This is a genomic window from Ruegeria sp. AL2, assembly GCF_056540845.1.
Map to the genome: position 1 here is coordinate 19,699 of NZ_JBQFXM010000014.1, position 19,571 is coordinate 39,269.

Sequence of the window (19,571 nt, forward strand, 5' to 3'; positions counted from 1 at the left end):
AATGGGAGGACATCATGACAACTTTCGCACTGGGCCGTCGCGCCCTGATCGCAGCTGTTGCTGCTGTAGGTCTTGCAGGACCCGTTCTGGCTGAAGACCAGCTGGTGGACAGCATCCACTTTCTGATCCCCGGCGGCGCCGGTGGTGGCTGGGACGGTACCGCTCGCGGCACCGGCGAAGCGCTTACCAACGCCGGTCTTGTGGGCACCGCGTCTTATGAAAACATGTCAGGCGGTGGTGGCGGCAAAGCCATCGGCTATCTGATTGAAAACGCCGACAGCAACCACGGGACGTTGATGGTAAACTCCACGCCTATCGTGATCCGTTCGTTGACTGGCGTGTTCCCTCACAACTTCCGCGACCTGACGTTGGTGTCGGGCACGATTGGAGATTACGCAGCAATTGTTGTCGGCAAAGACAGCCCCATCAACTCTATGAGTGATCTACTTGCTGCATTCGACGCCGACCCGGGCAACACGGCCATTGGCGGTGGCTCGGTTCCCGGTGGCATGGACCACCTGGTCGCAGCAATGGTGATGGAAGCCGCTGGGAAGGATGCGCTTGGCGTGAAATACATCCCATATGATGCAGGTGGCAAAGCCATGGCTGCCCTTCTGTCCGGTGAGATCGCAGCCCTGTCTACGGGTTTTTCGGAGGCCGTCGATTTGGCCAACGCAGGTGAAGTCAAGATCATTGGCGTTACATCGGCAGATCGTGTTGACGCCGCCCCAGACGCGATGACCATGAAAGAACAGGGCATCGACACCACCTTTGTGAACTGGCGTGGCTTCTTCGCGGCCCCGGGCCTGCCCGAGGACAAGCTTGCAGCTTACCAGGCCGCGATTGCAAAGATGTACGACACCCCGGAATGGGAAGAGGTTCGTGCACGCAACGGTTGGGTGAACATCCACAACTCGGGCGATGATTTCCGGTCATTTCTTGAGCAGCAGGAACAACAGATCGGTGATCTGATGAAAAAGCTGGGCTTCCTCTGAATCCAACTTGGGCAGAGCGGTAACCCGCTCTGCCATCTCTGACGACCAAAAAAGGAGGGGGTCCCATGGCGCTGGATCGCTGGATCGCGCTCATTCTTCTGGGTGTTTGTTTAACATATGGCTACGCCGCTTGGTTCACGATGGACAGTAGTCTGCCTCCTTTCATGCAAAGAAATCCCATCTGGCCAAGCACTTTTCCCAAAGTGCTGTCGATTCTGGGCATCATCACGACCACGATCATTCTGCTGGGCTTTGAAAAGGCTGAACCCAGCGAACCTGAAATCGATTATCGGCGGTTGGGCGATTACCATCTTGGTCAGGCGATCATGCTGCTGGTTCTGATGGTCGTCTACGCATTGTGCCTGCGCCCTGTTGGGTTTCTGATCTCAACCTCGGCCTTCCTGATCTTAGGATCATTTATATTGGGCGAACGCAAATGGCATCTCATGTTTCTCGTCGCCCTGATTGCCACCGGTACAGTCTGGTATCTGGTTCAGGAAGTCCTTGGCATTTACATGCGCCCCTTGCCCGGCATTTTCGGAGGCTGACATGCTTGAAGGACTTCTGATTGGCCTGCAAACGGCATTCTCACTGCAAAACCTGCTGATGGTCGTCGCAGGCTGTCTGATCGGCACATTCATCGGAATGCTTCCGGGTCTGGGCCCGATGTCGATCATCGCCATCATGATCCCGGTGGCAATTTCCATGGGTGACCCGTCGGCCGCGCTGATCCTGCTGGCCGGCGTGTATTATGGCGCCATTTTTGGTGGCTCGACCTCTTCTATTCTGCTGAATGCCCCGGGGGTCGCGGGTACCGTCGCGTCCAGCTTTGACGGCTACCCGATGGCCCGTCAGGGCAAAGCGGGCAAAGCCTTGACCATTGCCGCAATCGCGAGCTTTGCAGGTGGCACGTTCGGTGCGTTGCTGTTGATGGTCTTCGCTCCTGCCCTGTCCTCTGTTGCGTTGCTTTTCCACTCGGCCGAGTATTTCGCGCTGATGGTTGTCGGCTTGTCCGCCATTGCCGCTTTCGCGGGAACAGGTCAGGTTGCCAAGGCTATCATAATGACAATCCTTGGATTGATTATGGCAACCGTCGGCGAAGGCGCGCTGTTCAACATGCCCCGCTTCACCATGGGCATCATGGATTTGCAGTCGGGTTTTGGCTTTATCACACTTGCAATGGCCATGTTCGCGTTACCCGAAGCTCTGTTTCTTGTTCTCAAACCCAAGGACCTTAAGGGCGAAGAAGGCGAAATCAAGGACCTGCGCATAAGCAGGGAGGAAGCCAAAGCCATTGCTCCGGTGATTGGCCGCCAGTCTATCCAAGGGTTTTTCATCGGCGTTCTGCCGGGTGCCGGTGCAACGATTGCCAGTTTTCTGGGCTATGCGGTCGAGCGTAACATCGCCCCAAAGGCCGAGCAGGACGAATTCGGCAAAGGGTCAATCAAAGGGCTGGCCGCGCCTGAAACAGCAAACAACGCCGCCTGTACCGGCTCGTTCGTGCCGCTGCTGACCCTGGGCATTCCCGGATCGGGTACGACGGCGATCTTGCTTGGCGCATTGATTGCGCTGAACGTGACGCCGGGCCCACGCCTTATGCTGGACGAGCCGCAGATCTTTTGGGCGGTCATCATGTCCATGTTCATAGGCAATCTGGTGCTTCTGATCCTGAATCTGCCGCTGATCCCCTACATTGCCAAAGTTCTCTCGGTGCCGCGCAACTATCTGATCCCCTTTATTTTGTTCTTTACTCTGATGGGGGCCTATATCGGGCAGAACAATGCAACCGAACTGCTGATACTGGTAGGTTTTGGGGTATGCGCAACGGCGTTGAAATTTGCCGATTACCCACTGGCACCACTGCTGATCGGTTTCATCCTCGGCGGCATGATGGAAGACAACTTCTCACGGTCCATGCAGTTGTACGATGGCATCGCCTTTATCTGGGAACGCCCGATGACGCTGGGTCTGCTGGTTATCGCGGCGCTTCTGGTGCTCCTGCCCAGCTACCGCGCGCGCCGTGCACAGGCCCGGGCGGAAGGGGTTGCCGAAGGTGACTGACCCGCTGGCGGGAATACGGGTTCTCGATCTGACCAATGTCCTCGCGGGTCCGTATTGCTGCTACCAACTGGCATTGATGGGTGCCGACGTGATCAAGGTCGAACGCCCCGATGGTGGCGACCTTGCTCGCGTTCTGGGAGCCGATCCTGCCAGAAACAAGGCGGGGATGGGGATCAGTTTTCTGGCGCAGAATGCCGGGAAAAAATCTGTCACGCTGGACATGAAATCGGAAAAGGGCAAGGCGCTGCTGAAACGCCTTGTCCAGTCAGCCGATGTTCTGGTGGAAAACTTCCGGCCCGGAGTAATGGATCGTCTTGGTCTTGGTTATGAAGTTCTGCGCAACGTCAATCCCAACCTGATCTATTGCGCCATCAGCGGGTTCGGGCAGGATGGCCCCCGGCGCGGCGATCCGGCTTATGACCAGATTGTGCAGGGTATCAGCGGCGTGATGTCAATCACCGGCGCCCCCGACACGGCACCGTATCGCGTCGGCTATCCGTTGGCAGACACGGTCGGGGGGATGACGGCCGCCTTTGCAGTCGCGGCGGCATTGAACGCCAACCCGCGCGGCACCTACCTGGATGTTGCGATGTCCGAAGCCGTTATTTCGACAATGGGTTGGGTCGTTTCAAATTTTCTGGTCGGTGGCGTAACGCCCGGAGCGCATGGGAATGAGAACACGACCTCGGCCCCCTCAGGTACATTTGCCACGCTGGACAGCCCGATCAACATCGCGGCCAATCGGGACGAGCAATGGCAGGCACTTGCCCGCTGTCTGGGGCGGGATGAACTGCTGGACAACCCCGACTACGCAACGCGTGAAGACCGCAAAAGTAACCGCCACGCCTTACGTACAGAACTGGAACGAACCCTGAAGACGAAGGCCGCGGCCGAGTGGGTGAGTGAATTAAACGCATTGGGGGTACCGACAGGACAAGTTCTGACCGTACCAGAGGCCCTTGCAGACCCGCAACTTTACGATCGCGGTCTGATTGGCTCTTTACAGGTTCACGGCGAACAGATGCAGCTTGCAGGTAGTCCCGTCGTAATGGATGGCACCCGGCGAATGCCGCAAATCGCGCCACCAAAACTTGGGGCCGACAACAAGGCAGTGTGGTCTGAAATCGGATTGACCGACGCGGAAATCGACGCGCTGCGCAGAGAGGGGATCATATGAACGATGTGTCAGATTGGTGGGCAACATCCATCATTGATATGGAACCTGGCCGGATCGACCTGCGCGGAGAGCCGATTCAAAACCTGATCGGACGCCTTGGTTTCGCGGAGATGATCTGGTTCATGGTACGCGGCGACCACCCATCAAAAGCGCAGTCCCGATTGTTCGAAGCCGCGCTGGTCGCGGCAGTCGACCACGGTCCGCAGGCCCCATCGATTGCGACCGCGCGCATGGCCGTGACCTGTGGCCTGCCTCTCAACAACGCGATGGCGAGCGCCGTGAACATGTTGGGCGACATTCATGGAGGGGCTGGCGAGCAAGCCGTGGAACTCTACCACTTTGTGGGCCTTTACCCTGGCACTTTGGAGCAGGCAATCAATGCGAGGATCGAAAGCCACGGAAAGATACTTCCGGGTTTTGGTCACAGGTTTCACACACCCACAGACCCTCGTGCGCCGCGCCTGATGGAACTGGTCGCCGAAGCGGTGAAAACCGGTGCTTGCGATGGGCAGGTCATGCGCATTGCGCAGCAGATCGAGGCAGAGCTTGCGCGGCGTAAGGGTAAACCCGTCCCGATGAACATCGATGGCGCAACCGCAGTTATTTATGCCGAGCTTGGGTTTGCGCCACCATTGGCGCGCGGCCTTTTCTGCCTGTCCCGATCAGTGGGTATTCTGGCACATGCCTGGGAGCAGATGCAGCAAGGTGGTCGCAACAAAGGGCCGACCCCACCCTCGTATCGCTGGACGTACCAGCCGGGCTAAGCACTTTTCCGATGGGATCGATTTGTCAACAGATCTGCGGCAGCACGGGCAATAACCAGCTCTTCGTTTGTCGGAATAACCATGGCCACCACTCGGGACAGATCTGTCGAGATGATCCGATCATTGTCCGCGTTGGCATCGGGATCCAGTTCAATCCCCAGCCACCCCATTCCGGAACATACCCTGTCGCGTACAAGACGCGAGTTTTCTCCGATACCACCAGTGAAGATCAGGGCATCAATACCGCCCAATATTGCGGCCATTGCCCCAAGTTCGCGGCGGATGCGGAAAGTGAAATAGCTGATGGCCTGTCGGCTTTCACGGGTATCTGCTTTTTCAAGAGTGCGCATGTCGCTTGAAAGTCCGGACAGACCCAGCAAACCTGATTTGCGAAATAGAAGGTCGGAAATCTCTGAGGCGCTCAACCCTTCCTGATCCATCAGATACAACAAAACACCTGGATCGAGCTGACCGCAACGTGATCCCATTGGCAGCCCGTCCAACGACGAAAACCCCATGGTCGAACCGACGGATCGCCCCCCGATCATGGCACACATCGACGCACCGTTACCCAGGTGCGCGACCACAACCCGCCCCGCGTGCAAAAGTGGCGCGGTTTTGGCCAAATGGTCCGAGATGTACTCATAACTAAGCCCGTGAAAACCATAGCGGCGGACGCCTTTGTCGTAATACTCGCGCGGCAGGGCGAATACGTCGTTCTCCCAGGGGTGATTGCGATGAAAGGCCGTGTCAAAACAGGCAATCTGGGCGGCATTTGGAAAGCGTTCCATAGCTGCCTTGACGCCAGCCAGGTTGTGCGGCTGGTGCAGAGGTGCATACGGAGAGAGCTTGTCCAACTCCTCCAAAGCAGCGGCGGTCAACGGCAATGGCGTATCGATCTCAGGTCCGCCGTGAACAATACGATGCCCAACCGCGGTGACCTCGCAACTGGGGAAGGCACGTGACAACAGGTTCAGTACCCAGTCCAGGGCGGCGGCATGATCGTGAATATCTCCTGCCGTGCCATTCGCCAGAACTCCGCCGCCAGATGACCGCGCCTTGACGGTTGGCTCAGGCTCGCCGATCCGTTCGACCACACCGGTGCACACCATGATTGGATCGTCTTCTGTCAGTTCGAACAGGCCGAACTTCATCGAAGACGATCCGGCATTCAGTGTCACGACATGTGTCATGCATACCCTCTGGTTTACGAAAAGGTGAAGCTCAGGAAGTTTACAGATCCGCATTGGGCCAAGGTTGTGCTTCAGACGTTATACAAGAGACTACGAACCAGCCCACCGCGACAACCCCGGTCTTTTCGAACTTTCAAGAAAGAAAAGATCAATTAGCACAGCCGTTTCTGTAGCGCCAACATCACCTTCATTCCGGTCGTCCCAGTCGTAATCATGGATTGAACCACGTGCAAGATACTAAGCTGACGCCCCTCAAAACGCGGTTTCAAGAAGGCAGCGCACTTCATCACGCGTCGTTTTGCGATCACGCGCGACGATGTCCGCCGCCACTTTGTTTTCGCATGGTCAACCCAATGCGCTTTCTCGGGACATCAACATCGACAACACGTACTTTAACCACCTGCCCGGTCTTAACCACGTCATGCGGATCTTTGACAAACCGGTCCGCCAGCTGGCTGACATGAACAAGCCCATCCTGATGCACACCGATATCCACAAAAGCGCCAAAAGCCGCGACGTTGGTGACTGTGCCTTCCAAAACCATTCCGGGTTTCAGATCGGTGATTTCTTCGATACCATCGGTGAATGATGCGGTGACGAAACTGGGTCTGGGGTCGCGTCCGGGCTTTTCAAGTTCGGCAAAGATGTCCCGAACCGTCGGCAGGCCGAAATCCTGAGTTACAAATTGTTCCGCCCGCAACCCCTTTAAAGCGCCATTATGGCCCATGATGTTTCGGATATCACGGCCGCAGGCGGCAACAACCCGGCGCGCAACGTCATAGGCTTCGGGGTGTACCGAAGACGCATCCAGCGGCTCGGAACCGTCCCTGATGCGCAGGAAGCCGGCGCATTGTTCGAACGCACGCGGTCCAAGGCGGGCGACGGACAGCAAATCCTTCCGCGATAGGAAGGGCCCATTCAGATCGCGGTGGGTGACAATCGCTTCGGCTTGCGCTGGCCCCAGACCTGATACGCGTGACAGCAAAGGGGCGGACGCTGTGTTCAGATCGACCCCGACAGCATTCACCACATCCTCGATCGCGGAATCCAGCGACTGTGACAGGCGATGCTGATCCACATCATGCTGATACTGGCCGACACCAATGGATTTCGGTTCGATTTTTACAAGCTCGGCCAAAGGGTCCTGCAATCGGCGCGCAATCGAGACCGCACCACGTAGCGAGACATCCAGATCCGGAAACTCGCGCGCAGCCAGTTCAGAGGCGGAATAGACCGAAGCCCCAGCTTCTGACACCACCACTTTTGTTGGTGCTTTCACCTTCTTGGGTAGTAGCGCAAGAGTGTCTGCAACCAATTTTTCGGTTTCACGGCTGGCAGTCCCGTTCCCGATTGCGATCAGTTCGATCTGATGAGCAGATATCAGATTGAGGATACTGGCCTGTGCGCCACGCAAATCATTTTTCGGCTGAAATGGGTACAAGGTGTCAGTGGCAACGACCTTGCCGGTCGCATCAACGACAGCAGCCTTTACGCCCGTACGAATGCCCGGATCCAGACCCAATGTCGCCTTGGCACCTGCCGGCGCGGCAAACAGCAGGTCTTTGAGGTTTCGCGAGAAGACCTGAATGGCTTCGTCCTGCGCCCGGCTGCGCAGATCAGCCATCAGTTCGACCATCATGGACAGCGAAAGCTTTACCCGCCATGTCCAGCCCGCGACTTTGCGCAACCATGCGTCTGCCGGCCCCGTGCCACGTGTCTGTAGATGAGCGGCAACAATCGTCTCGGCCCGCGCGGCACCAAATTCCGGTTCAGGCGCGATATCCAGCGTGACGATGCCCTCTTTGGATGCCCGCAGCATCGCCAATGCCCGATGCGACGGCACGTCTGCCCACAATTCGGCATGGTCAAAGTAGTCGCTGAACTTTGCGCCGTCCTTTTCCTTGCCTTCGATGACCTTTGCGCTGAGCAGAGCCTCGCGCTGCATGAAGCTGCGCAATTCGCCCAGCAGTGCGGCGTTTTCCGTCAGCCGCTCGGTCAAAATGTCCCGCGCGCCGTTCAATGCATCCCTGGTCGTCGTTACCGCCTCGGTGAGGTACGCCGCGGCCAATGTTTCAGGGTCGCAGTTGCGGTCCGCCAGAATAGCGTCAACCAAAGGTTCAAGCCCATTTTCGCGCGCAATCATCGCCTTGGTGCGCCGTTTTGGCTTGTATGGCAGATAAATGTCTTCCAACTGCGCTTTGGTTTCGGCACGTGCTATGGATTGGCTCAGATCTTCTGTCAGTTTGCCCTGATCCTTGATCGAGTTCAGGACGGTCTCACGCCGCGCTTCAAGCTCGCGCAGATAGGTCAGCCGCTCGGACAGCAGACGCAACTGGGTGTCGTCCAATCCTCCGGTTGCTTCTTTTCGATACCGGGCGACAAAAGGCACGGTTGCTCCGTCGTCCAGTAGCTTGATCGCGGCACCGACCTGCTCGGATCGTGCATTAATCTCGGTGGCGATGGTGCGGGCGATACGGTCCAATGGGGCCTCCTGAAACGACGCTGGAAGAACTTCTTAACCAGCTGTTTCGGCAAGGGGAAGACCCTTGGTTCAATCTGAACCGGTCACAGATTGACGCCGCTCAGTTGCGGCGTGCAATCGACGATTCCAGCGTTGAGCGCAGTAGTTGCGCATCTAGCGGTTTGTAGAGCAAAGGCAGATTGGCGCGCTTGCAACGCTCGGCCAGTTCAGGTGATCGGTTGGCCGAGATAATGCAGCCAGGCAGAGGGCCAAACTCGTGCGTCAGGGCATGTATCGCGTCAACACCGGTTCTATCGTGATTTAACTGAAAATCGGCAACTATTGCGTCAGGCAGAATGTCAATTTCACGAAGTAGATTGATTGCTTCGTCTTCGCTTTCGCTCTCCAGAACCTCAACCCCCCAGGATTCGATGGTCATGGTCAGTGCACTACGGAGGTTTTCATCATTCTCAATCAACAATACGACCGTGTTACCAAGGACCTTGGAGCCCGGATCGCGGGCCGCAGGGGCGCTGCTGCAAATGGTCTGCTCTTCCTGCGCCAACGGAACTTCGACCGAGAATCCAGTTCCTTTGCCTACTTCGGAATACAGCTGGATTGGATGTTGCAACAGCCCACAGGCGCGCTCCACGATTGCAAGGCCCAATCCCATACCCTCTGCGGCGCTGGCATCAGAATGCAGGCGCTGAAATTCCTGAAAGACGAGGTCTCTTTGGTCTGACGCGATACCGATACCTGTATCCCAGACCTGCAAGGCAATTGCGCCTTTGCGACGCCGCACTCCGACCAGAACCTTTCCGGCCTCGGTATACCTGATCGCGTTCGAAAGCAGGTTCTGCAAAATCCGACGCAAATAGCTGGCGTCGCTGGTCACGCGCGCGTTCGTGTCAACAAAAGACAGCTCAAGCCCTTTTGCCTGCGCCACCGGGCGAAACGCATCTTCCATCTGCGAAAACAGCGTACTCACTGTTATGGTCGACAAATGCGCGGTGGCCCGCCCTGAATCAAGTTTCGAGATATCCAGCAGCGCTTCCAGAATGTGTTCAACACTGTTCAGCGCACTTTCAGCCTTTCCTGCAACGGTTCTTGCGTCGTCTTTGTCCAGACCGCTGCCCAGCGATGCAACATAAAGCTTTGCCGCTGACAGAGGTTGCAACAGGTCGTGACTGGCCGCTGCCACAAATCGCGACTTGGATGCGTTTGCACGCTCGGCCTCGTTCAAAGCGTCAGCCAGTTCCATCGTGCGCGATGTTACGCGCTGTTCCAGCAATTCTTTGGCCTCATATAAGGCCTGGGCGGATTTTCGTTCTGCGGTTACATCGGTGAAGGATATCACAAAACCGCGGTCGGGCATTTCCTGCGCAAAAACAGAAAGTATCTTCGACCTTCCACGGTGCATCTGAAATTGCAGAGGACGGCGATAGGTTTGCCGCGTCACCCAGTTCAGAAGATCGGCTTCCGTTACCCCCTTCTGGAACCTGATGTTCGCGCCAAGGCGATTGGACAGCGATTCAAACCGGGTTCCCGTCTGAAACTGTGCGATTGGAATGGCCAGCAACTCGCTAGCGCGGTTGTTCCACCCGATCAGACGGTGTTTGTTGTCAAAAATGCAAACGCCCTGTTCAATATGTTCAAGCGTTGCGCGGATCAGCCTGGCCTTGTCATCCAGTATCCGGTCACGCTCCTGCCGTTCGATCCGCATGATATCGGTCACATCGGTTTGCAGAATAACAGTGCCGCCATCCGGCGTGCGGTGTTCGGACACTTGTGACCACCGATTGCCAACAAGCCGGACGTTGAACACCACATGATCGTCCGTGTGCCGATCCAGGCGGCTTTTGGCCCAGTCTGTCGGTGTCATTGTTTCAGGCAGGGACAGAAACCCTGATCGGCTGACCAGTTCGACATATTCGGCAAAGCTCAATCCCGGGCTCAGCCGCTCCTGAATGTCGGGCATATGCAGACCAAAACGGCTGTTACACAGCACCAGTTTTTCGTCGCGATTGAAAAGGGCAAACCCCTCTTGCACCGTTTCGATTGCATTGGCCAGATCCGCGCGTGCGGCTTCGGTGTCCTTGTTCGCCTGTGCCAATCTGGCATTGGAATCGTTCAGCAATTCAAGGGCACGTTCCAGATCATTCGTCCGGGCGCGGACCTCTTGTTCAAGCACGGCCGCACGCTGAAACTGCGCATAAGCTGCGCCTGACGCATCGGTGGATTCTTCTACCCGACGCATCAGCGCTTCGGCGATCTTGCGAAGTTTCTCGTTCTGGCGGTCAACCGAGTCCGACGGGTCAGTAAGATGCTCGATCATGCGTTACTCTTTCTCGGGCGGATAAATCGCAACACCCGTCAGAGTTTGGTTCACATGGATAGAGTTGTACTGCTCTCCGTAAGTTGAAAATCCGACAACGTGATTGCGGGCCAGAATGTCCGAGATTTCGCGTGTCTTTTGCTTTTCCTGCGCTTCCAGTCGGCGGAGAATGCAATCACAGCCCAGAATTGTGTCGGGTTGCCGTTTCTCGGTCAGAAGGCCGATTTCTTCCTCAAGGTGCTCTACCATGTCCCTTGGTTCGGCCAGCGTCAGCACAAGCCCTTCATCAATGGCCGAGAAAAAGACAAGGTCCCCGTTGCCCGCCACCTGCTGAATGGCGCGGACGTGATGCTGCCCACCAATCTGCACAACAACGGGGTGCGCCGCAAAGGTGAATGTCGTCAGTTGTTCCGGATCCTTGCCAAGGATACGGGCGTACTCGCGGGCGGCGGGCTCGGCATTGATCTCCTGAACGATGCGTTTTGCCGGGTCCGCCTTGGTTACGACCATACGCCGGGTCGTTGGAACCAGATGATCCGTTTTGAACACCTTGATCGGGCACCGCGTACGAACCTGAGTCAGTATGGCAGCATTGCTCAGTGCCTTGCCCTGATGCAGCACATAGGTACGCCCGAACCGGGTTCCATCACCGGCCGATCCGCCAAACAATGGCACCGGCCCCAAGCCGACGGCCAACTCGGAGGTCAACGCATCCTCTTTGGTCGACAATCCGTCGATCATCAGGAACGTAAACTCATGGCTCCAGTCGGGCGCCGTGACCATCATGGCATTTCGGTTGTGGATCATCTCGTTGATGATGCTTTCCGCCTCAAAATCGTTCAGATCGGAAACTAGGACCGTACGCGTGTCGAAATGGGATTGCGGGAGGCCGATTGCGACGATCTGGTCTTCGCAATAACCGCTATCCGCAAGTTCTCCGGCGGTGGTGCAGCCAACCACCGGCGTAGGCGCAAACACCTGCTCGGCTTTGGCAATGACCGCAGCGGCGTCCGCGTTCGGACTGACGAACAATATCACCAGCGCAAGTGGCTCAGCCCCGATTTGACGTTCGAGCACCCCAAGCGCCTGCCCGGTGTCGTAACGCACGAAAGCCGTTTTGACGATGCCTGTTGCACCGGTCCGGGCTGTCGCCCACCCGACTGCTTGGTCCATCGAGCCTCCTCCCTAAAGCGCGACGATGTGGTGAGAGTATGACGCTTAGCCTTGGTCTTGCAAGACGCTGGCAAACGAAGCTTTCTTTGCAATCAGAACGGCTTGCGTCCGGCTTTGCACACCCAGTTTCCGCATGATTGCCGTGACATGCGCTTTGACCGTGGGTTCCGCAATGGACAGGTCATAGGCAATCTGCTTGTTCAGTTTACCTTCGCAGATCAGTTGCAGGATGCGGGCTTGCTGATTTGTCAGTGTCGCAAGCCGATTGACCGCGTCGGCGTGTTCATCCTCTTCAACATTGATCAGAACGCATCCTTCGGGCACAAAAACTTTGCCGGAATGCACTGTCTCGAATGCCAGGCGAAACACATCGCGTTGGCTATGCTTGGGTACATAACCCGATGCACCCGCCTGAATCACCTGACTGACAACGCGATTATCCGTCATCGAGGACACCACAATAACCGGGGCATTCGCAGCAGCCTTCAGACGGACAAGGCCGTCCAGCCCTTCCACATCCGGCAGGTTGAGGTCCAGCATGACCGCGTCCGGTTTCAGCCCCCCTGATAGAAGTTCCATCGCGCCTTCCAGTCGGTCTGCGGTATGGATTTCGCCGATCTGCGCCACGCTTTGCAAGGTCATCGACAGCGCGTCGCAAAACAGGGGGTGGTCATCGACGATCAGCACTTTCTCGAAGCCAGACCTTACAACGGAGTCAGCAAGCATTTGGTATTGCCTTTTTTCAATCAGATTGTCCCCAGCTTACCCAATCCTAACAACGAAAGTAATCTGCGCCTACTGGCCCAAAGTCGTACATAAGACCGGCTCGGCGTCACCTACACCCAAGGTCTAATAGGCAGGGCGAAAAACACCACGTAGCGTAAGAAAAAACACCTGGAGAAGAGAAATGGAGCTTAGCGACAGCCGCGTCATCGCCGCGCCGCGATCCAAGGTCTGGGATGCGCTTTTGTCGGTTGAGGTTCTGAAAGAATGCGTTCCGGGATGTCAGGAAATGACGGGCTCGGTCGATGACGGGTTCGAAGCGACGGTGGTGCAGAAAGTTGGCCCCGTCAAAGCGACCTTCAAAGGGGCCGTTACCCTTTCTGATATCGTAACGCTTGAAAGCGTGAAGCTCTCGGGTGAAGGTAAGGGTGGGGCTGCGGGTTTTGCCAAGGGTGCGGCCGATGTCAGTTTGTCTGATGTGCCCGAAGGTACTCTGCTGACCTATACCGTCGACGCACGTGTCGGTGGCAAGCTGGCCCAGCTTGGCAGCCGGGTCATTGATGGAGTCGCCAGAAAAATGGCCGACCGGTTCTTTGAAAACTTTCAGAACGCGGTCGAACCGGAAAAAACGCCCGATCCGGAAACCTCGGATCAGGTTCAAGCCGAACCTTCGGCCGAAGATGAAGAAGGCGAAGCAAAAAAAGGTTGGTTCAAGCGCGTATTGGGCGGTTGAACCGTTGGAATTCAGGGAGGAGAAAGTCATGAAAATTTCCATGACCGTGAACGGCAAGGCCGTAAGCGGCGAGGTCGAGGGCCGGACATTACTGTCCGGCTTTCTGCGCGAGCAACTGTCATTGACGGGCACGCATGTCGGCTGTGATACGGCCCAGTGCGGCGCCTGCGTTGTACATGTGAACGGTCAGGCCGTGAAGTCGTGCAATATGCTGGCGGTCGAAGCAGACGGGGCTGACGTTGGTACAATCGAAGGTCAGGCAAATGCCGATGGTTCGCTGAATGTGATCCAGCAAGCCTTTCAGGATCATCATGGCCTTCAATGCGGGTTCTGTACTCCGGGTATGGTGATGATCGCCGCAGCGCTGCTGAAAGACAACCCGCGCCCATCTGAGGCCGAAATCCGGAAATACCTGGAAGGCAACCTGTGCCGCTGCACAGGGTACCACAATATCGTCAAGGCGATCATGGCCGCCTCTGGCCAGGACGTCGGCAGTATCGCCGCGGAATGATGCCGCTGCGGGCGTAAACGTTGCGCCCGTGGGACAAGTGAAGGGTGCAACAGCATCCGTTTATGGGAGGAGAACAAGCAATGCCCAAAGACAGTGGCATCGGAGCCAGCTCCAAGCGGCGCGAGGACGTCCGCTTTCTGACCGGAGCAGGCAACTACACCGACGACATTAACGTACGTGGCCAGGCTTACGTATATTTCCTGCGGTCCGACATCGCGCATGGGCGGATCAATTCTGTGGATACATCAACGGCCGAGGGTATGCCCGGCGTGGTCAGGATATTCACCGGCAAAGACTTTGAAGGCGTGGGCGGAATGCCCTGTGGCTGGGAAGTGACCGACAAGCACGGCGCACCGATGCAGGAACCGCCACATCCCATTCTAGCACAGGGCAAGGTGCGCCACGTGGGCGATCCCATTGCCGCCGTGGTGGCTGACAGTCTGGAACAGGCCCGTGACGCGGCTGAGGCTATTGATCTGGATATCGAGGAACTGCCCGCCGTGATCGACATGAAATCCGCCGCGCAGGAAGGCGCGACGCTGGTTCATGACGATCTAAAAAACAACATCTGCTACGACTGGCAGCTGGGTGAGGCCGACGACGCAAAGGTGAACGACGTCTTTACCAACGCGGCGCACGTTACCAAGCTGGATCTGGTGAACAACCGGCTGGTCGCCAACCCGATGGAACCGCGCGTGGCCGTGGCGGAATACAGCCGGGGCACGGATGAATATACGCTCTATACCACTTCGCAGAACCCGCATGTCATCCGCTTGTTGATGTGCGCCTTCGTTCTGGGTTTGCCGGAACATAAAGTCCGCGTCGTGGCCCCGGATGTGGGTGGTGGATTTGGCACCAAGATATTCCACTATGCGGAAGAAGCGTTCTGCACCTTTGCCGCCAAAGCCTGCAACCGCCCAGTCAAGTGGACCGCCAGCCGGTCCGAGGCGTTCATGTCGGATGCGCAGGGTCGTGACCATGTCAGCACGATTGAACTGGCTCTGGATGCGGATAACAACTTTATCGGGCTGCGGACCAACACCTACGCCAATCTGGGCGCTTATCTTTCGACCTTCTCCAGCTCGGTGCCGACATGGCTGCACGGGACGCTGATGGCAGGCAACTATAAGACCCCGGTCATTCAGGTAAATGTGAAGGCGATGTTTACAAACACGGTGCCGGTGGACGCCTATCGCGGCGCTGGCCGCCCCGAAGCAACCTTCCAGCTGGAGCGTGTCATCGACAAGGCCGCCCGCGAGTTGGGTGTGGATCCGATCGCCCTGCGTCGCCAGAACTTTGTCACGCAGTTCCCCTATGACACGCCAGTGGCGCTGACTTACGACACCGGGGACTACAACGGGACAATGGACAAGCTTGAGGCTGCTGCCGATCTGGCAGGCTTTGCCGCCCGCCGTGCAAAAAGCGAGGCCAACGGCAAGCTGCGGGGCCTGGGTGTCAACTGCTATATCGAGGCCTGCGGTATCGCGCCGTCGAACATCGTTGGCATGCTGGGGGCCCGGGCGGGTCTTTATGATGCCGCGACCGTTCGGGTTAATGCCACCGGTTCGATCAGCGTCATGGTCGGCGCGCACAGCCATGGTCAGGGGCATGAGACGGCCTTCCCGCAGGTTGTGGCCGACATGATCGGCATCGACGAGTCGATGGTCGAGATCGTGCATGGTGACACCTCGAAGATCCCGTTTGGCATGGGCACCTATGGCTCACGCTCGCTGGCGGTTTGTGGATCGGCGATGGTCAAGGCGACCGAAAAAGTGATCGACAAGGCCAAGAAGATCGCCGCCCACCTGTTGGAAGCGTCCGAGGCGGATATCGAGCTGAAGGACGGTCAGTTCAGTGTTGCGGGGACCGACAAGTCGGTGGCATGGGGAGATGTGACCCTCACGGCTTATGTCCCGCACAACTATCCGCTGGAAGTTGAACCGGGACTGGAAGAAACCGCGTTTTATGACCCGGCCAACTTTACTTTCCCGGCAGGGGCTTATGCATGTGAGGTCGAGGTTGATCCGGACACAGGTCAGGTCACGATTGAGAAGTTTACGGCTGCGGATGACTTTGGCAATATCGTCAATCCGATGATCGTTGATGGACAAGTGCATGGCGGTATTGGTCAGGGCATTGGTCAAGCCTTGCTTGAAAACTGTGCCTATGACGAGAATGGCCAACTGCTGAGCGCGTCCTTCATGGACTACGCGATGCCACGCGCTGATGACGTCCCGTTCTACAGCGTCGATCATTCAAGCCAGACGCCCTGTACACACAATCCGCTTGGTGTGAAGGGTTGCGGCGAGGCCGGAGCGATCGGTTCGCCGCCGGCGGTGGTCAACGCGGTTCTGGACGCACTGAATTCGGGCGGAAAGGCTGTTGATCATATCGACATGCCGATGAGCCCGTCACGCGTTTGGACGGCGATGCATGGTTGAGAGGTTGGGGAGCGAGGGGCCAGCCCCTCGCGCTCCCCGGGATATTTATAGCCAGATGAAGGGCGGATCAGCGCCTTTCGGAAAGGAAGAACGAAATGTACAATTTCGAGTTTGAGAAGCCCTCGACCATTGCTGACGCGGTTGCAGCATTGGCAGCAGAGGATGCGCAAGCGTTGGGAGGTGGGCAAACCCTGATCCCGACATTGAAACAACGATTGGCGGCACCGTCCAAACTGGTGTCGATGGGCGGCATAGCAGAGATGCAAGGCGTCTGCGTTGATGATGACGGCTCGGTCTCAGTTGGGGGTGCAACACCCCACGCTGTCGTTGCTCGCGACGCTGCAGGATCTTATCCCGCGCTGGCGGCATTGGCTGGACAAATTGGCGACCCGGCAGTGCGCAATCGTGGAACCATCGGTGGTTCGGTTGCAAACAATGACCCGGCAGCCTGTTATCCGGCGGGCGTGCTGGGATCGGGCGCAACCGTGGTGACCAACGCGCGTAAAATTGCGGCAGATGACTTTTTTCAAGGCATGTTCACCACAGCCCTGGATGAAGGAGAGATCATCACTTCGATCCGCTTTCCGGTTCCGCAGGCGGCAAGCTATCAGAAGTTCCTGCAGCCAGCGTCGCGGTTTGCACTTGTTGGGGTCTATCTGGCCCGTTTCACGGACGGCGTGCGCGTGGCGGTGACCGGGGCAAGTGAGGACGGCGTCTTCCGTTGGAGCGAAGCCGAGCAGGCGCTGAACAAGGAGTTCCGCCCGGACGCCTTGATGGACCTTCGGATTAACCCTGCCAACATGATCGCTGATTTACATGGCAGCAAGGAATATCGGGCGCATCTTGTGTCGGTCATGACCAAACGCGCCGTTGAAGCCTGCATGTAGGAATTTCACGAAATGATGCTCAAAAGCCCCGGTATTTACCGGGGCTTTTTCGTTGAGATATGGTTTTGGTGTCTCGCCACAGTCGGGCTGGCCAGCACCTTTTCGTTGTTTGAGGGTCGTGGCCAGTGTCTACGCAAAAAATCAGGCCGCCCAATTCCAGACGGCCTGATCACGTCATAAGCTAAGCATTTGCTTATTCGGCGGCTTGTGCACCTGTCGCGGCATGTTTGTCACGCTGACTGTCGCGGAACAAAGCTTTGGCCAATGCAATACACATCAAACCCATTACAGCAGTAAAGGGCAGTGCTCCGATGATCATTGCGTTTCGCAGAGCATCCATCGGGTTGTTTTCGCCCGCTGCGAGGACCAGCGCGCCAATCACAGCCGTCAGGATGACACCCCAGATGATGCGGTGCTTGATGCCCGTCTCCTGGCTGCCGCCCGACATGATGGTGTTCATCACCAGAATGCCCGAGTCTGCCGACGTGACGAGGAATGTCATGATCAGGATCACGCACATCACGTTCAGCAATGACAACAGACCTCCGTCAATCATGTAAGACAGTGTCACGAACAGCTTGTTGGTGTTTGATGCTCCGACGATCGCACCTTCTGCAGCGCCTGCCAGTTCCAGGTCGATCGCGGTGCCGCCCAAAACCGTCATCCAAGCAAAGCACACCAACGCCGGAGCGAACACGCAACCCACGATGAACTCGCGGACAGACCGTCCTTTCGAAATACGGGCAAGGAACAAGCCCACAAAGGGCGAGAACGCGATCCACCAGGCCCAGTAGAACGTGGTCCAGCCCGACTGCCAGCCGAACTGACGCCCCTGCTCACCCGCCGCATAAACGGCCGCCAGGGTTGCTTCATCCAACTCGGCTGCTGCCCCTTCCAGGCCGCTCTTGAAACCGTCAAAGCTGCCCCACGCATTGGTAGCTCCGCCCATCAGATCATTGGCATGGGCTTGTGCTTCGGCGGGCAGAGCCGCAGCGAAGGCTTCAACTGACAGTGGACCATAGGCGTTAAAGCTGAGCGACAGGATATGCAGAATATAGTCGACCATTGCTGTGCCATAAGTGGTCATGGCAAAGACGAACGAGCCGAAGACGATAAATGTGCCCAACAGGATGATCGACAATACGAGGTTCAGGTTCGACAGGTATTTAACACCACGACCAACGCCTGATACGGCCGAAATAATCGACAGACTCATGATGATGACCAGACCGGCGATCAGACCCACTTTGCTTGGGGTTGGAACTTCGCCACCCAGATCCATGACCCATTCCATACCGGTGATGGCATAAAGCCCGTCGATGAATTGGCTGACACCATAGCCGATGGTGACAGAAACACCGAGGATCGTTGCAACAACGCCCAAAACGTCAACCACATGGCCGAAGAAGCCATTGACGAAGCGGCCAAACAGGGGCGTCAGCGCCGAGCGGATGGTGAGAGGCATGTCGCGGGTATAAGCGTAATATGCCAGCGACAACCCGGTAACCACATAGATGGCCCAAGCGTGAAACCCGTAGTGCAAGAAGGTATATCGGTAAGCCGACTGCAGTGCTTCGGGTGTATTTCCCACGACCGCCTCGGACACGACTTCGGGGTTCGAACCCCACAGCCCCAACGGTTCTGCGGTTGCAAAAACCATCAGACCAACACCCAGGCCGGCGCCGAACATCATGGAGAACCATGAGAAGTTCGAAAACTCGGGCTTTTCACCGGGTGTTCCCATCACACGGCGACCCGTGGATGGAATAGCGGCGACAACGGCCAGAAAAACGAGGAACAACCCGACAATGACAATGTAGAAGCTGTTGAAAAGCTCAAGCAACCGCCCGTTCAGGCTGCCAAGCGTACCGTTTGCGTTTGCTGGGAAGATCAGTGCCCACAAAACCAGCGCGACCATGATGGACTTGCTGATCAGGGCAATTGGGACGCTGTAATTTTCGTAAAAACCGGCATCCGCCGTCTTTATCTCAACGTCCGTGAATGGATCGGGTATCGACATATTGCGTTTTCCTCCGTGTGTTCGCCATTTCTTGTTCTTCTGATTTCGGCTTGGGGTGCACCGCGCGGGACGGCGAAAATAACGTGCCCAATGCACC

The 19,571-nt window shown here is 57.0% G+C and carries 15 protein-coding genes; 9 read left to right on the forward strand and 6 right to left on the reverse strand.

The window, feature by feature from the left end; genetic code table 11:
- The first annotated feature begins 14 nt into the window (after positions 1-14).
- The 5 genes from ACR0ID_RS15540 to ACR0ID_RS15560 all read left to right on the forward strand — a co-directional run bounded on the left by ACR0ID_RS15540 (position 15) and on the right by ACR0ID_RS15560 (position 4,997).
- Positions 15-995, forward strand: a complete 981-nt coding sequence (locus ACR0ID_RS15540) for a tripartite tricarboxylate transporter substrate binding protein (protein ID WP_480477304.1) — start codon at positions 15-17, stop codon at positions 993-995.
- Positions 996-1,060: 65 nt separating this feature from the next.
- Positions 1,061-1,543: a tripartite tricarboxylate transporter TctB family protein gene (locus ACR0ID_RS15545; RefSeq protein ID WP_480606802.1), complete on the forward strand. Its 483-nt coding sequence runs from the start codon at positions 1,061-1,063 to the stop codon at positions 1,541-1,543.
- Between the two features lies 1 nt (position 1,544).
- Positions 1,545-3,056, forward strand: a complete 1,512-nt coding sequence (locus ACR0ID_RS15550) for a tripartite tricarboxylate transporter permease (RefSeq protein ID WP_480477308.1) — start codon at positions 1,545-1,547, stop codon at positions 3,054-3,056.
- Entirely contained in the window at positions 3,049-4,233 is a 1,185-nt protein-coding gene (locus tag ACR0ID_RS15555) for a CaiB/BaiF CoA transferase family protein (protein WP_480606805.1), read from the forward strand. Before ACR0ID_RS15550 ends, ACR0ID_RS15555 begins: the two co-directional genes overlap by 8 nt.
- Positions 4,230-4,997: a citryl-CoA lyase gene (locus ACR0ID_RS15560; RefSeq protein WP_480477313.1), complete on the forward strand. Its 768-nt coding sequence runs from the start codon at positions 4,230-4,232 to the stop codon at positions 4,995-4,997. The genes ACR0ID_RS15555 and ACR0ID_RS15560 overlap by 4 nt, the downstream gene beginning before the upstream one ends.
- Here the strand turns inward: ACR0ID_RS15560 and ACR0ID_RS15565 are convergent.
- The 5 genes from ACR0ID_RS15565 to ACR0ID_RS15585 all read right to left on the reverse strand — a co-directional run bounded on the left by ACR0ID_RS15565 (position 4,994) and on the right by ACR0ID_RS15585 (position 12,885).
- Complete coding sequence (locus ACR0ID_RS15565; protein ID WP_480606808.1) at positions 4,994-6,190, reverse strand: acetate/propionate family kinase; 1,197 nt, start codon at positions 6,188-6,190, stop codon at positions 4,994-4,996. The two genes, ACR0ID_RS15560 and ACR0ID_RS15565, sit on opposite strands and share 4 nt — an antisense overlap.
- Before the next feature lie 304 nt (positions 6,191-6,494).
- Positions 6,495-8,672: a Tex family protein gene (locus tag ACR0ID_RS15570; RefSeq protein ID WP_480606811.1), complete on the reverse strand. Its 2,178-nt coding sequence runs from the start codon at positions 8,670-8,672 to the stop codon at positions 6,495-6,497.
- Positions 8,673-8,772: 100 nt separating this feature from the next.
- Positions 8,773-10,986 (reverse strand): hybrid sensor histidine kinase/response regulator, encoded by a 2,214-nt coding sequence (locus tag ACR0ID_RS15575; RefSeq protein ID WP_480606814.1) that lies wholly within the window; start codon positions 10,984-10,986, stop codon positions 8,773-8,775.
- A 3-nt stretch (positions 10,987-10,989) separates the two neighbouring features.
- Positions 10,990-12,159, reverse strand: a complete 1,170-nt coding sequence (locus tag ACR0ID_RS15580) for an FIST N-terminal domain-containing protein (protein WP_480520526.1) — start codon at positions 12,157-12,159, stop codon at positions 10,990-10,992.
- A 45-nt stretch (positions 12,160-12,204) separates the two neighbouring features.
- On the reverse strand, positions 12,205-12,885 hold the full coding sequence (locus ACR0ID_RS15585; RefSeq protein WP_480484332.1) for a response regulator: 681 nt from the start codon (positions 12,883-12,885) through the stop codon (positions 12,205-12,207).
- Between the two features lie 181 nt (positions 12,886-13,066).
- On the opposite strand from ACR0ID_RS15585, the gene ACR0ID_RS15590 reads away from it, so the two are divergent.
- The 4 genes from ACR0ID_RS15590 (at position 13,067) to ACR0ID_RS15605 (ending at position 17,454) form a co-directional block, all read left to right on the forward strand.
- Positions 13,067-13,615 (forward strand): SRPBCC family protein, encoded by a 549-nt coding sequence (locus ACR0ID_RS15590; RefSeq protein WP_480520524.1) that lies wholly within the window; start codon positions 13,067-13,069, stop codon positions 13,613-13,615.
- Between the two features lie 28 nt (positions 13,616-13,643).
- Entirely contained in the window at positions 13,644-14,126 is a 483-nt protein-coding gene (locus ACR0ID_RS15595; RefSeq protein WP_480606817.1) for a (2Fe-2S)-binding protein, read from the forward strand.
- An 80-nt stretch (positions 14,127-14,206) separates the two neighbouring features.
- Entirely contained in the window at positions 14,207-16,567 is a 2,361-nt protein-coding gene (locus tag ACR0ID_RS15600) for a xanthine dehydrogenase family protein molybdopterin-binding subunit (protein ID WP_480606819.1), read from the forward strand.
- Between the two features lie 95 nt (positions 16,568-16,662).
- Positions 16,663-17,454: an FAD binding domain-containing protein gene (locus ACR0ID_RS15605; RefSeq protein ID WP_480606821.1), complete on the forward strand. Its 792-nt coding sequence runs from the start codon at positions 16,663-16,665 to the stop codon at positions 17,452-17,454.
- A gap of 193 nt (positions 17,455-17,647) precedes the next feature.
- Here ACR0ID_RS15605 and ACR0ID_RS15610 read toward each other — a convergent pair whose 3' ends face one another.
- Positions 17,648-19,474, reverse strand: coding sequence for a BCCT family transporter (locus ACR0ID_RS15610; RefSeq protein WP_480606824.1), 1,827 nt, complete (start codon positions 19,472-19,474; stop codon positions 17,648-17,650).
- Positions 19,475-19,571 lie beyond the last annotated feature (97 nt).